Source organism: Agreia sp. PsM10, assembly GCF_030433855.1.
Taxonomy (GTDB): domain Bacteria; phylum Actinomycetota; class Actinomycetes; order Actinomycetales; family Microbacteriaceae; genus Agreia.
Genome location: NZ_JARUXC010000015.1, coordinates 73,893 through 87,926 on the forward strand (window position 1 = coordinate 73,893; position 14,034 = coordinate 87,926).

Annotated in this window: 10 protein-coding genes and 1 tRNA gene; 4 read left to right on the top strand and 7 right to left on the bottom strand. The window is 66.5% G+C overall.

Annotated features, from left to right (window positions below):
- Positions 1-246 precede the first annotated feature (246 nt).
- The gene (locus QCD70_RS16175; RefSeq protein WP_301218163.1) at positions 247-531 is read left to right on the top strand and encodes a hypothetical protein; all 285 of its coding nucleotides are present in this window, start codon (positions 247-249) and stop codon (positions 529-531) included.
- A gap of 170 nt (positions 532-701) precedes the next feature.
- On the opposite strand, the gene QCD70_RS16180 is transcribed toward QCD70_RS16175, so the two are convergent.
- Positions 702-775 (bottom strand) — tRNA-Arg (locus QCD70_RS16180).
- Positions 776-836: 61 nt separating this feature from the next.
- The gene (locus QCD70_RS16185; protein WP_301218165.1) at positions 837-1,925 is read right to left on the bottom strand and encodes a hypothetical protein; all 1,089 of its coding nucleotides are present in this window, start codon (positions 1,923-1,925) and stop codon (positions 837-839) included.
- A gap of 128 nt (positions 1,926-2,053) precedes the next feature.
- Between QCD70_RS16185 and QCD70_RS16190 the strand changes: the two genes are divergently transcribed.
- Positions 2,054-2,644, top strand: coding sequence for a TetR/AcrR family transcriptional regulator (locus QCD70_RS16190; protein ID WP_301218168.1), 591 nt, complete (start codon positions 2,054-2,056; stop codon positions 2,642-2,644).
- Positions 2,645-2,695: 51 nt separating this feature from the next.
- On the opposite strand, the gene QCD70_RS16195 is transcribed toward QCD70_RS16190, so the two are convergent.
- From QCD70_RS16195 to QCD70_RS16215, 5 genes are all read right to left on the bottom strand, one after another.
- Positions 2,696-4,042, bottom strand: a complete 1,347-nt coding sequence (locus tag QCD70_RS16195; RefSeq protein ID WP_367316738.1) for a HipA domain-containing protein — start codon at positions 4,040-4,042, stop codon at positions 2,696-2,698.
- Positions 3,996-4,466: a helix-turn-helix domain-containing protein gene (locus tag QCD70_RS16200; RefSeq protein ID WP_367316739.1), complete on the bottom strand. Its 471-nt coding sequence runs from the start codon at positions 4,464-4,466 to the stop codon at positions 3,996-3,998. Before QCD70_RS16200 ends, QCD70_RS16195 begins: the two co-directional genes overlap by 47 nt.
- 203 nt (positions 4,467-4,669) lie before the next feature.
- Positions 4,670-8,869, bottom strand: a complete 4,200-nt coding sequence (locus QCD70_RS16205) for a metallophosphoesterase (RefSeq protein WP_301218173.1) — start codon at positions 8,867-8,869, stop codon at positions 4,670-4,672.
- Positions 8,870-8,970: 101 nt separating this feature from the next.
- Entirely contained in the window at positions 8,971-11,130 is a 2,160-nt protein-coding gene (locus QCD70_RS16210) for a purple acid phosphatase family protein (RefSeq protein WP_301218175.1), read from the bottom strand.
- 308 nt (positions 11,131-11,438) lie between these two features.
- Complete coding sequence (locus QCD70_RS16215; RefSeq protein WP_301218178.1) at positions 11,439-11,897, bottom strand: VOC family protein; 459 nt, start codon at positions 11,895-11,897, stop codon at positions 11,439-11,441.
- A gap of 84 nt (positions 11,898-11,981) precedes the next feature.
- Between QCD70_RS16215 and QCD70_RS16220 the strand changes: the two genes are divergently transcribed.
- Entirely contained in the window at positions 11,982-12,989 is a 1,008-nt protein-coding gene (locus QCD70_RS16220; RefSeq protein WP_301218181.1) for a helix-turn-helix transcriptional regulator, read from the top strand.
- 115 nt (positions 12,990-13,104) lie between these two features.
- Entirely contained in the window at positions 13,105-13,911 is an 807-nt protein-coding gene (locus QCD70_RS16225; protein WP_301218183.1) for an SGNH/GDSL hydrolase family protein, read from the top strand.
- Positions 13,912-14,034 lie beyond the last annotated feature (123 nt).

Sequence of the window (14,034 nt, forward strand, 5' to 3'; positions counted from 1 at the left end):
GGCCTAGTAAATCAGGCGGACAAGGTATACGTGCACCTTGGGCATCAACGTGATCAGGCCTTTTAATTCGACCATTACAACATGCGCCCAGCCGCCCGGGCTCTAGGTCACTCGACCCTTGCCATAACGACGGATCTTTACGCGCACATCATGCCGAGCGCACATCATGCCGAGCGCACTCGTCGACGCCGCTACGGCGATGGACTCACTTCATGTGGGCACGCTGCAGAAAGGAGATGGTTCGCGATGACGAACAGTGAACCGCTGAACTGGCCCTACGTTGTGTCTGAGCAGTATTCGCGAGGTGAGATAAGCAGAGAGCAGCTCATCAAATCACTGACTTCGTGGCGATACCTGCCCACTGAGCTCAAGACGACAGGCCCGGACGATGACCTGTTGAACTACACTCCGGGCTCATTTGACGACATCGAAGCCGCCTCCCTCGATGACCTCATCGACGACGAGATTTACGAAGCCGCACACGAGGCGCTGAGAACTCAGATTCTCGAAGATCAGGCCCGCAATGCCTGAATTCGAGGAGACGTCCACCCACGTTGCTGTCACGGTTGCTGTCAAAGCCAGTTCCGCCACAACAGGCATCCGGCACCCCGCCGGAAGCCTTCTTATTGAAATCCGCCAGGATCCGCGTCTTTGCAGGGCAAACAAAAAAGCGACCCGCTTTCGCGAGTCGCTTTCTGTTGTGCGCCCTAAGGGATTCGAACCCCTGGCCTTCTGATCCGTAGTCAGACGCTCTATCCAGCTGAGCTAAGGGCGCAGGTCAAGACCAGATGAAATCTTAGCACGCCTTTCGGAGCCCTTCTGCACGGCGCCCGTGATCAGCGGGCCGGGGCCAGCTCCGGCTCGGCGTTCGTCGCGACGCGAGGCAACTCGACCTCGTTCTCGACCTCCACCTTCACGCCGGCCCGGAAGTGCCCGATGACCGCCAACGCGAGGCCGGCCGCGGCCCACCCGGCCAGAACCAACCACGGGAACGTCGTAGGTGCATCCGGGAAGTACGACAGGTCGCGCAGCAGCGTCGCGCCCGCCCCCGGCGGGAACCACTGGCCGACGAGGCCCCACGGCTGCGGCAGGAACTCGAGGGGCTGGGTCGCGGCCGAGATCGGGTTGGCGATGAGCAGGAAGAGCACCGGGCCCACGGCGATTCCGGCGCGGCCGACGAGCGAGGCGACTCCCACGATCGTGGCGCTGATCGCCAGCAGGGTGAGCGCGATCGCCCCGGCGTTCACGAGGTAGTCGCCCTGCAGCGCACCGAACCAGCCCTGCAGAATACCCGCGAGCGAGAAGCCCGCGACGACCACGTAGACAGTGATGGCCACGACGCGGCGCCAGGCGCCGACGATCAGAATGGATGCGAGGATGCCGCCGAGCATGCCGCCGAGCGTCAGCGGGAAGGCGGCCGCAGTGAGCCCCGCGCCTCGTGGATCGGTATCGGCCAAAGGCACCACATCGGTCACCGGCACCGAGACCGGCTCATTGAGAGTCACGCCCTGGGCCGCGAGTGCCACGTTCAGCTGAGCGGCGAGCTTCGGCGCGATGCCGGTGAGCAGTTGGCTCACGATCGGGCTGGCGGCAGACGACGTGAGAACCTCGGGAGCATCGCCGAGGATGATCGCGCCGTAGACCTCGCGGGTCTCAATCTGCGAGACGGCGTCGGCGCGGTCGGAGGCGTCGACGAAGGCGAAGGTGTCGGGGGCGGACTCGGCGAGAGCTGCCTCGACCTGCTGCGCCGCGGCATCCGGACCCGCCACGGCGAGGGGAACGCTCTTGACGGCGGAGGCGACCGAGGGCCAGGAGAACGCCATGACCATGATCGAGACGACGATCGCCAGAACGACGCCGACGCCGGCGATGCGCTTCCAGGGAGTGGGAGCTGGGGCGATCCGGGTGCTGCGTGCACTGCTCATGGAGATTCTCGATTCGTGAAAAGTTCAGGGAACAAAACAGAATGTTCGTTCTTTATAAGAATGAAGCATGGCTAAGATCAATGTCAAGGAACGTTCGTTTTTTTTTATTCCAGACAGGGGAGGTGCCGATGCCCAAGGTCACAGAGCAGTACCGCGAGGCGAAGCGCGATCAGATCACCGATGCGGCGCTGCGCTGCTTCGCCGCCAAGGGGTTCGGAGCCTCGATGGCCGACATCATCGCGGAGTCGGGACTGTCGGCGGGCGCGATCTACGGCAACTTCGCGAACAAGGCCGAGGTCATGAACGCGGTCGCGCGCAAAGTCATGGGCTCACGCATCCAGGAGATGCAGACGCTGGGGTCTCGCGAACGCATCCCGTCACCCGGCGAGGTGCTCACGCGCATCCTGACCGGCCTCAACGAAGAAGTGGCCGACACGGGCCTGCTGCTGCAGGTGTGGGGCGAGTCGGTGACCGATCCGGGCATCCGCGACATCGTCGACGTGGTGTTCGGCGAGCTGCGCGAGAGCTATGTGCGGCTCTTCGCCGACTGGGCGGTGCAGGAGCGCGGCCTCGAGAGAGCCGACGCGCACGCGTGGGGCAAGAACCTCGCGGCGGTCGCCGTGGGGCTGGGGCAGGGATACATCGCGCAATCCGCGATGTTCAGCGACTTCGACCGCGCGGCGTACCTGGCGACGGCTCGAGGGCTGCTCCCCCACTGACGACCGTGCGATTCGCGGAAAGCGCTCGCAAAAAACCGTATGGCGGCAGCGTCAGTTCACAAGGAGCCCGGCAATACCGAGAGCCTCGGCTGCCTGCCTGGCTCGAATCGGCATCCATTCGACCAAGCGGGCGATCGTGTCGGTCTGCAGATGTGCGGGCATTTCGGATGCCACGTCGGCGACGACCTGGGAGATCTCGATCAGGTGCACGGCGACGATGGCAAGCAGGTCGTCAGCGTCCATTCCGCACCGACGCGCAACCACCCCCAGTTCGAAGCGCGCGACATCACGCGCCAGGTAACTCGCCCCGTACCTCACCGCGAGCTGCCGACTACCGGCCCGTTCGAGCAGGGATGGCACATCGAGGTCGGCGTCTGCACCGAGATACGGCAGCACCGACGACGCGTCGTAGAGAGGCGTCAGCCGTGCACCGCCGGACTCGACGAACACTGAGAAGTTCTTTGCGTGGGCGTCGGTAGACAGCACGATCCATGAGTAGAACAGCATTGCTGCATAGCGCCTGCGCGAGTCGTCGTCGGCAACCCGTTCGAGAAGCGACGCGATCTGGTCGATGCCCGGGCCGCCCTGCGTCTCGAATTTGCGAAGCCGTGGCTGTCCAAGCGCCTGGAGGAGATCTTCCTGGTGCAGCCGCACGGTGCGGCCCGCGTCGACTCTTCTATCGAACCGCTCGACGACGAGAGAGTGTTGGTCGCCGTGGTCGAAGAGTTCGACGTGAGCGGCGGGAATTCCGAGCAAATGCGCGGTGCGCATTATCAGGTATTCGACCAGCTCTCCGCCGCGAACCCCGGTGACCTGCGGCTTGAAGATGTGGGTCGACCCATCCGCTCCCGATGTCTCGAACCACCGTTCACCGTGTCGGGCCAATGAAAATTTGGTCTGCGCGCCACCGAGCGAGAACTGCCCGACGGCCGGCACACTGTCATCGTGCCAGGCCGTGACGTCGTGTTGGAGATTCCTGATGCGGTCGGCCACATCGTCATGAGTGAGGGGCCGCCGAGTAGCGTGCTCGGGTTCATTCACTGGCCGGAAGATCGCCGCACCGGCCACATCCTGCCCGTACGCCCGAAGCAGAGCATAGGGCTCGACGCTGTCGAGCCCTATGTCGGTCGCCCAGCGCTGGCGCACCTCGGGATTGTCGGGAAGGAGATTGTCGATGAAACTGGCGACCACACGGCCGCTATGGCGACGCCGCCGAAGAGGCAGCGAGAGCGACAACGGAACCGCCTCATCGGCCGCCGCCCACTCTTCGTCGTAGTCGAGCACATAGTCTTCGATGCCGCGACGACGCAGGGTGGCCACGTGGTAATCGAAGAGAAAGACATCGAGCGACTCAGTCATCGTCGGCCTCTGTCGTGCGGGACTGCGACTGAGGGGCATTCATTCGTTGAATCGCGTCCCTCACTCCCGCGACCATGGCCTGCGAGGGTAGCCGACTGGCCGCCTCCAGCGATGCCCTCAGCGCGGTCATATCGAGCAGCGGCATCTCGATTTTTGGAACGGAGAAGGTGTGCTTTGTCACCGCGACGGAGGAGTCGCTCGACTCGACCGGTTCTGCCGTGACGAGGAGTGCGAGCTCGGTGAGTACCGAGAACACCTTCGACAGCGACACTTCGGAGTTGCCCCGCTCGAACCGCACCAGCCACTGCCGGGTCACGCCGGCACGTGTCGCTATTTCTGCCTGAGAGAGACCCAGATCTTGCCGACGCTGCCGTGCGATCGCGCCGAAGTCTTCGATATGTCGAATACGCACGCGTGAACTCCGATCGCGCTGGGGCACCATGGTGTCACACTCATGTGACATCTGAATAATGTATCACGGAACGTACACACGACGAATGTCACGCAGATCAGACAATTCTGCGGTGACTGAGCAGGTCCCACCAGTCGTGATCGGTCAGACCCCATTTCAATGACTGCGCTGAGATTCGGAAAATGGCCGCCTCCCCACCGAGGGAAGCGGCCATTTCCCGCACTTCAATGCGGCGTGCGCCGTACGCGCAGCGGCTAGCGCGAGCGCTGCAGCGAGATGATGCCCGTCGGGAACCGGTCGCGGTTCGAGACGAAGACCGTTCCCTTCGTCGGATCGACCGACACCCCGTAGACCTTGTTGCCGTACGCCGTCGCCGAGTAGCTCGCGATCTGCGTGAGGTCGCCCGCGTTCAGAACCAGAACACCGCTCTTCTCGAAGGCGTCGGTCATGTGACCGATGTACAGGCGCTGCGCGACCGGGTCGACCGCCACCGAACGCAGATCGGGAGCCGCCACCTGAAGCGTCTGCAGCAGCGAGTAGTCGACGGTCGAGTAGACCCGGACGCCGTCCACTCCCGACGTGTCCTCGCTGGTGACGTAGAGGCGCTTCGTCGCGGGGTCCACGGCGATGCCGTGCGACTTCCACGATGTCGACGAGGTCGTCGTGACGGTCTCGATCTGGGCGCCGGTGACGGCATCCATGACCTGGAAGCCCGTGCCCCGGGTCGCGCCGTAGACGCGGCCCGCCTCGAGGTCGACGTCGATGCCGCGCACGTTCGCCGAGAAGGCGAACGGCCCGCGAACGACCGCGTCGGTCTTCACGTCGAGCACGGCCCAGGCCGCGCCGTAGGCGACGTACAGCTCACCCTTCGCCGTGTCGAGCGCGACGTCTCGAACACCCTCGGCCTCTCCCCCGGTGATGGCGTGCGTCTTCACGACGGTGTCGGTCGCCGGATCGATCTCCAGCACCCTGGCCGGCCGCTGCTCGTTGCCCACGAAGAGGTGCCCTGTGGTCGGGTCGACCACCGAGCCGACCGGCTTCACATCGAGGTCGGCGTTCGCGGTCTGCGACGGGATCGCTCCCAGCGCGGTCGGCGTGTAGGTGAGTCCGGCGGGCGGCCCCTCCGGGTCGGTCGGGTCCGTCGGATCGGTCGGGTCCGTCGGGTCCGTCGGATCCGTCGGGTCCGTCGGATCCGTCGGGTCCGTCGGGTCGGTCGGATCCGTGGGGTCCGTCGGGTCGGTCGGATCCGTGGGGTCGACCGGCGTTCCGCCGTTCCGGATGCTGATGGTCACCGCGACCGAGGTCAGTTCCGATCCGGGCGGGTTCAGCCTGAAGTCGCGGTTCGACGCGAACACCCGCTGGTGCTCCTCGTCGACGGAGATGCCGTAGACGTCCTTGCCGTACTTCGGATCGGCGAGGTCTGCGAGGACCTTTCCGGTCTTCGCGTCGTGCACCGAGAAGCCACCCGTTCCCGCCGCCGTGCCCGTGTAGGCCACGTAGACGAGACCGTGGGTCGAATCGACGTCGAGCTGGCGGGCGTTCGGACGTGTCGGCTGCTCCCAGAGCTGCGAGAAGTTGTCCTTCACGTCGAACGCCGCGATGTTCTTCACATCGGCCGTCTCCTCGAAGAACGCCGCGGTGACGCGTCCGCCCTCGGGGTCGGCGGCCACATAGTACGCGCCGGCCGTTCCGTTGATCACGCCGATCGACTCGCCGCTCTGGGCATCCAGAACCTCGACGCCCCGCGCCGGGATCGCTCCGTAGACGTACCCGTTGATCGGGTCGACATCGATCGACCTGTTCGACTGAACGAACGGGAACGGGCCGCGCACGACCTGGCCGTACGTCGCATCCGCCGTCGACACCACGACCCAGTTCGTGTTCTGCTGACCCACGTAGAGCAGGTCGTTCGCGTCGTCGATTCCGATGTCGCGGATGTTCTCGGGCAACGTCATCTGGCGCACGATCGTGTCGGTGTTCGGCTCGATCTCGAAGATCGTGCGGCCGTTCTGATCACCGAGGAACAGGTGATCGCGCTTCTCCGAGTACGCCGAGCCGGCGGGCAGCTGCGCCGCAGGCTTGGCGACCGAGACGACCTGGCCGGCCGGCGAGTAGTCGAAGCCCTGCTCGACGATCCTCTCCGACACGGTGACGGCCGCCGACGTCGTCTCCGATCCGGGCGGGTTCAGCCTGAAGTCGCGGTTCGACGCGAACACCCGCTGGTGCTCCTCGTCGATCGAGATGCCGTAGACGTCTTTGCCGTACTTGGGATCGGCGAAGTCGCCGAGCCGCTTGCCGGTGGCGATGTCATGCACCGAGAATCCGCCGGTTCCCGCAGCGGTTCCGGTGTAGGCGACATAGACCAGACCGTGCGTCGAGTCGATGTCGAGCTGACGCGCGTTGGGACGTGTCGGCTGCTCCCAGAGCTGGGCGAAGTTGTTCTTCACGTCGAACGCCGCGATGTTCTTCACATCGGCGGTCTCCTCGAAGAAGGCCGCAGACACGCGTCCGCCCTCGGGGTCGGCGGCGACGTAGTACGCGCCGGCCGTTCCGTTGATCACGCCGATCGACTCGCCGGTCCCGGCATCCAGAACCTCGACACCCCGCGACGGGGTCGCCCCGTACACGTAGCCGTTGATCGGGTCGACGTCGATGGAGCGGTTCGACTGGACGAACGGGAACGGGCCGCGCACGACCTGGCCGTACGTCGCATCCGCCGTCGACACGACCACCCAGTTCGAGTTCTGCTGGCCGACATAGAGAAGGTCGTTCGCGTCGTCGATCCCGATGTCGCGGATGTTCTCCGGCAGGGTCATCTGCCGAACGATCGTGTCTGTGGCGGGATCCATCTCGAAGATCGTGCGGCCGTTCTGGTCACCGAGGAACAGGTGATCGCGCTTCTCCGAGAATGCCGATCCAGCGGGCAGCTGAGCGGCCGGCTTGGCGACGGACGTCAGGTCTCCGACGACGCGGTAGTCGACCGTGGTGGTCGGCTCCTCGGGCTCTTCTCCGCCCGGATCGGGGTTGGGCTCGCAGCCGAGGCAGGGCTCTCCGCCGTTCTCATCGATGACCTGCGGAACCGTGTCGTCGGTCACGGCCTTGCCGCTGTCGTTCTTCACGATGGTGAGGCCGTCGTAGTACTCGCCGTCGGCCGTGCGCGATTCGTAGCGCAGCTTGTCGCCCGACACGTCGATGAGCTGGTAGAGCTCGATGCCGCCGCCGAGCTTGCGCAGGTGGGCGCCGTTGTCGTTCCATAGACGGGGACCGGTGTTGTTGTACATCTTCGATCCCACGACCGACACCGCGTAGACGGGGCCGTCGTAGTTCAGGTCCTTGTTCCAGCTCACGGGGTTGCCGAGCTCCGACTCGTCGGAGTTACCGCGACCGTAGGCGTGGTCGTGGCCCTGCAGCACGAGGTCGACGTTGTGGCTCTCGAACAGCGGCACCCAGGCATCCCGAATGGCACGGTTGTTGCGCCCTTCGTCGAGCGAGAAGACCGGGTGGTGGAAGTACACGACGGTCCACTTGTTGGGGTTCTCGTCGAGCGTCTTCTCGAGCCAGGCGGTCTGCACGGCGAGCGCCGCGGCATCCGTGATGTTGCTGTTCAACGAGATGAAGCGCACACCCTGGTAGTCGCTGAAGTAGACGGTGCCGTCGAGCAGCGCCTCGGCCTCGGCCGATCCGGTCGGGCCGTTCTCGGGGTAGGCGAACTGGGCCTGCCACTGCTTCGACAGCGCCTCGCCCTCGTACTCGTGGTTGCCCGCGGCGGCCAGGAAGTTCTGCGTTCCGAACTGGTAGCCGGCGGCGTCGAACACCTCGCCCCACTGGCTGTCGTTGTTCGCCTCGTCGATCAGGTCGCCCGCCTGCAGCACGATGCTGGCGTCGGGACGGTCGCGGAAGGCGTTGCGGATGACGCGCGAGGCGTCGGACTTGATGCCGTTCTGCACGTCGCCGAGGTAGATGAACGAGAAGTCGTCGGGGGTGGCCGACGCCGTGGTGAAGTGCTGCCACTCGCTGTAGTTCGTGCCGTCGCCGACGCGGTACATGTACTGCGTCGACGGGGTGAGGCCCGTGAACTTCACCGTGTGGAACGCCTCGTCGTAGCCCTTGTCGGTGGGCACCGTCGTTGTCGACGACGCCGCCACGACCGTGTAGTCGTCGGTATAGGGCTTGGCCGTGGCGACGCGGATCTGCGCCTGCGCCTGGGCCGCCGTGACCTTGGTCGAGGTGCGCCAGGTGACCGCCTGCGAGTTCGAGAGGTCTCCCGAGGGAGTGAGCACGAGGCGGTCGGGCACGCTGGTCGGGCCGTACTGCTCGATCGGCGTCGCCGTGGCGGCCTGTGCCGCCTCGGAGGTCGAACCGAGCGGAACGAGCAGGGCTCCGGCCAGAACCGCCGCCGTGATGGCGACGCCCCTGCGGAAGCCCGACCCGAACCGGGATGACGAGGTCGTCATGGGAGTGGAACCTTTCGGTGGTCGTGTGGGTCGGGTGCTTCGGGGTGTCGGTGCGGTCGAAGCGGGGGCACCGGATGCGCGGGCTCCCGCGCCGGTCGCGATCATCGGGCGCCGCCCGTCGCGTGGCGGCGGCGGCTCACGAAGACGAGTCCGAGCGCTCCGACGAGGAGCAGGGCTCCCGCAGCGGAGACCGCGGACCCGACCCAGGATGCGCCGGTGTTCGCCAGGTCCTTCACCCCGGTGCTCGGGGCTCCGACCGCCAGCACGGTGAGATCGGCCGTGGTCGTCGCGCCCGACTCGAGGCCGCGCAGCACGATCGTGTGCTTTCCGATGGGAGCCCCGGCAGGGATGTGCGCCGTGTAGAGCACCGCCCCCGCCGCGTCGGCCTTCGTGTAGCCGAGGGTGATCGGGTCGGAGTGCAGCACGATCTCCATGTCCTCGTTCGGCTTGAAGCCCGATGCCTTCATGGACACCGATCCTCCCGCCGCGACGCCTGTTGCCGAGAGCTCGAGTGCCGACGGGGTGTACGTCGGTTCTGTCGGCGGGTTCGTCGGGGTGGTCGGCCCGCCGGTCGGGGATGTCGTGGGTCCCGTCGTCGGCTCCGTGGGCGGCTCGGTCGTCGGCTCGGTTGTGGGCTCCGTCGTCGGCTCCGTCGTCGGCTCGGTCGTCGGCTCGGTGGTGGGCTCCGTCGTCGGTTCCGTCGTCGGTTCCGTGGTGGGCGGGGTCGTCGGCGGTGTCGTCGGCTCCGTGGTCGGCGGTGTCGTCGGCTCCGTCGTCGGCTCTCCCGACGGGATCGTGACCTCGGGCAGCTCGGGCGCGTTGATCGTGGTGCGAGCGGAACCCGGACCCGAGTCGCGCGGGGTCAGGTCGTCGGTCACGAGCTTTGCTCCGTCGTCGGACTTGGTGATCGTGAAGCCGTCGAACAGCTCACCGGTGACCTTGCGGCTCTCGACGTGGATCTCATCGGCGGTGACATCGACCGTCTGGTACATCTGCGTGTACCCGTTGGTGCTGCGGAGGTTCGCGCCGTTCGTGATCCAGTTGTTGGTCGCCAGATCATCCGGAACATACATCTTCGGGCCTGCGATGGTGACCATGTAGACGGGGCCGGTCTGGCTCGTCTTCGGGTCGGCGCCCGCCGGCAGGTTCTGCTCGTTCGCGAACAGGTTGCCGCGCCCGTAGGCGTGGTCGTGGCCCTGCAGAACGAGGTCGACGTTGTGCTTCTCGAAGATGGGAAGCCACGCCTCGCGAAGCGTCTTGTTGTCGCGTCCGCTCGTCACCGAGAAGACCGGCTGGTGGAAGGCGACGACGGTCCACTTGTTGGGGTTCTCAGTCAGCACCTGGTCGAGCCACGCCGTCTGGGCATCCAGCTCGGGGCCGTTGATGACCGACGCGTTGAGCGAGATGAACCGCACGCCCTGGTAGTCGGTGAAGTAGACGTTCTCGCTGAACGCCGCCTTGAGCTCGGGGGTCTGGGCCGGCCCGTTCTCGGGGTAGGCGAACTGGGCTTTCCAGTAGCGGCTGAGCTGCGGGCCCGGGTAGTACTCGTGGTTTCCGGGGGCAGCGATCACGTTGAGGTAGGCGTTCTCGAAACCGGCGGCCGAGAACCATTCGCCCCACTCGGCATCCGCGACATCGGTGTCGATGAGGTCGCCGAGGTGCACGACGGCCTTCGAATAGGGGCGGGCCTCATAGGCCGCGCGGAACGTGCGCGAGGCGTAGGACTTCACGTCGTTCTGGGCGTCGCCCTGCACGAGGAAGGAGAACGGCTCGTTCGATGCGGCGGCCGTGGCGAACTCGAACCACTCGCTCCAGGTCTCTCCGTCGCCCACGCGGTAGAGGTACGCGGTGTCGGGCGCGAGTCCCGTCATCAGGGCCGAGTGGTACTTGATCTTGTAGCCCAGGTCGGTGGCCATCTCGACGGTGCTGGCCGCCGTGATCGTGGTCGACGAGGTGATCGGGCCATCCGTCATCGTCGCGAGCTGAACCTGCGGGGTCGTGACGTCGAGCGAGGTGCGCCACGACACGTTCTGCGTGGTGGCCGGCGTCTCGGTGGGGGTCAGGATGACGCGGTCGGGCACGGCTGACGCGACGTGGATCAGTGCCGGCGCGACGGGTGGCGGTGCGAGTCCGCCGCCCGCGGCCGAGGCGATGCCGCCGCCGAGTGCCATGAGCGCGAGCGAGGCGGCGACCGTGGCCGCGATCACCCCTGTGCGTCGTGAGCGCGTCGAGAGCGCGCGCGAGAATACGTCGATTTTCATCCTTGTGGATGCCCCTCAGTGATTGCCCCGGCATGGCCGGGATGTGCAGGAATGCCGAAAACTGACGAAAGGTCAGCCGGACTCTGCGAATCTATCGGCGGGTGCGGGGCTGGCGGACAGCGGGGGAGTCCGTTCGTCTATTGTTCAGAAAGGGGCACGAGAATTGCGTTTTCCGACACCTGTAGCTGGGTTCGTGGACATTATCGGCTTTGGCGCGAGGCTCCACTATGGGCTATAACGTCTGGCGCTGCGTCAACCGCGGCAGATGTCTCGCTCGATGCCGAAGACGTCTGCCGCGGTCGGGAGCGTCAGGCCTGCTCGTCGCCAGCGACGTTGAACAGCCAGGTCACGCCGAACCTGTCGGTGAGCATCCCGAAACCGGCCGACCACGCGCTCGCGGCCAGCGGCTCGACGACCGTGGCGCCGTGATCGAGCGCCGCCCAGTAGTCGGTCGCCTCGTCGAGGGTCTGGGCGTTGAGGGCGATGAAGAAGGACTGTTCGGTGATCGTCGTGCCGTTCTCGCGGTGCGTCGAGCCCGTCGCGGGGCCGGCATCCTGACCGGGCACGTCGTAGGCCATGACCATGAATCCGTTGGGGGCGACGACCTGACCGAAGACGACTTTGTCGGTGTCGGGCAGACCCGCGGGCATGCCGAACTCTCCGTAGGTGCGAGCGTAGCTCTGGCCGCCGAACGCGGTGGCGTAGAACTCGAGGGCGGCACGGGCGTCGCCGCGGAAGTTGAGGTGGATGACGGGGGTGGCGGACATGGTGTGCTCCTTCGTGGGTTGGTGAGATCAGCGTCTCAGCGGTTCCGGTCAGGGAACGTCCGCATTGTGCGAGAAGATGACACCATGCCGTCCGCGTCCTCCCCCTCGACCTCGAAGCGCCTGCTCGCGCTGCTGTCGTTGCTGCAGTCTCGGCGTGACTGGCCCGCACCCGTGCTCGCCGGGCGGCTCGAGGTGAGCGAGCGCACGGTGCGGCGAGACATCGATCGACTGCGCGAACTCGACTACGTGATCGACGCCACGCGCGGCCCCGACGGCGGTTACCGGCTCGGGGCGGGAAGTCAGCTGCCGCCCCTGCTCTTCGACGACGAGCAGGTGATCGCCCTGGCGCTGGCCCTGCGCACGGCGGGCGGCCTCGGCGCAGGCATCGACGAGGCCGCCGACCGGGCCCTCCGCACGGTGAGCCGTCTTATGCCCGACAGACTGTCCCATCGCGTCGCGAACCTCGTCGACACGGTCGGCCCGGCCGCCACGCGTGGTTCGGTGCAGACAGACCCCGCCGTACTCCTGCGTATCGGCGAGGCCATCCGCGAACGGCGTGAGTTGCGCTTCGACTACGCGACGCCCGACCCGGCGGCGGAGGCGCCCTCCCCTGCCGCGCGCTCGGTGGAGCCTCACCACCTTCTCGCGCACAATGCCCGGTGGTATCTGATCGCGTACTCGCCCGCCGTCGAAGAATGGCGGATCTATCGGGCTGATCGCATTGCTCCCCGCACCCACACGGGACGCGCGTTCACCCCCAGATCGGTTCCCGGTGGCGACCCCGCGCTCTACCTGTCGGCGCGGTTCAAAGGATCGACTGCCGAGGACGTCTGGCCGTGCACAGGAACGGCCACCGTTCACGGACCTGTGACCATGATCGCGCCGTACGTCGCCGACGGATCAGCGGAGGCCATCGGCCCGGACCGCTGCAGGGTGCAGCTCGGCTCATGGTCGTGGGAGGCCCTGGCCGCCGAGTTCTGTCGCTTCGCCCTCGACGTGAGCGACGTCGAACCGCCAGAGCTGCGTGCGGCCTTCACGTCGATCGGTGAACGAGCGCGGCGAGCGGGAGCCGGCGAAGGCTCGAGCAACTAGCTCGGTGCCATCCCGGCTTGCCTGTCGGCGATTCAAAGCGAGCTGACAGCCGCACCCCCGGCGGGAACGGGGCTGTCGGACTACGGTCGATCGGGTGTCGAGGGAAGGGCAGTCGATGTCTGTTGTGCGCCGGGAATGGCCGATCGCCGTGGTGATCGTGATGGCCCTGCTCACTGTCGGCGCGCTCGTCGGGGTCGGAGTCGCGGGACGGCCCGGGCATCCGGTACCCACCGCGAGGGGAAAGGCAGACCTCTCCGCCACCGCGGCACCGAGCACCACGTCACCGGCGTCGGCGGCGGCGTCGCACAGCGCGACGTCGTCGACGACGACGTCTGGCACTGATGAGGATACCGATACCGACTCGAAGTCGGTCGTCGTGGCGATCGGAGATTCGATCATGGACGGCCACGGCCTGAAGCCGAGCCGGGCCTGGCCCGAGCTGATCGGTCAGGCCACCAACTGGCAGCTCACCGACCTGGCCAGCGACGGCACCGGCTTCACCGCGGTCGGAGACGACGGCGATACGTTCCAGGACGAGGCCGTCGAGGCCGTGGCCCTGCACCCGTCGATCGTGATCATCGCCGCCAGCAGCAACGATCTCGGCGAAGACCCCACCGAGGTCTCCGACGACGTCACCGCGACGATGTCGTACCTGCGCGCTTCGCTTCCGGATGCGCAGATCATCGCGTTCAACGCGTTCTGGGGCGCGGATTCGCCGCCGCCGGAGCTGGCGGCGTTGGATTCCGACCTCGAGTACGCGTCGACGGTGACCGGGGCCCACTACCTCGACATCGGACAGCCGCTTGCCGGCCGGCCCCAACTCATGCAGTTCGACGGTGTGCATCCGACGGCCCGGGGCCTCGTGGTGCTCGCGGCGGCGATCGCCGCGGCCATCCGCGACGACACGGCGGCGTCGACCTGAGCACTCTGCTGACGCTGAGGTGCGGAGTATTGTCGCCACCCGACGAGGCAATGTCAAGTGGTGGTTGCAACGCTGGGGGTTAGGCCGCTTCGAGGAGTCGGGCGAGCCGGTAGGTGGGGGTTT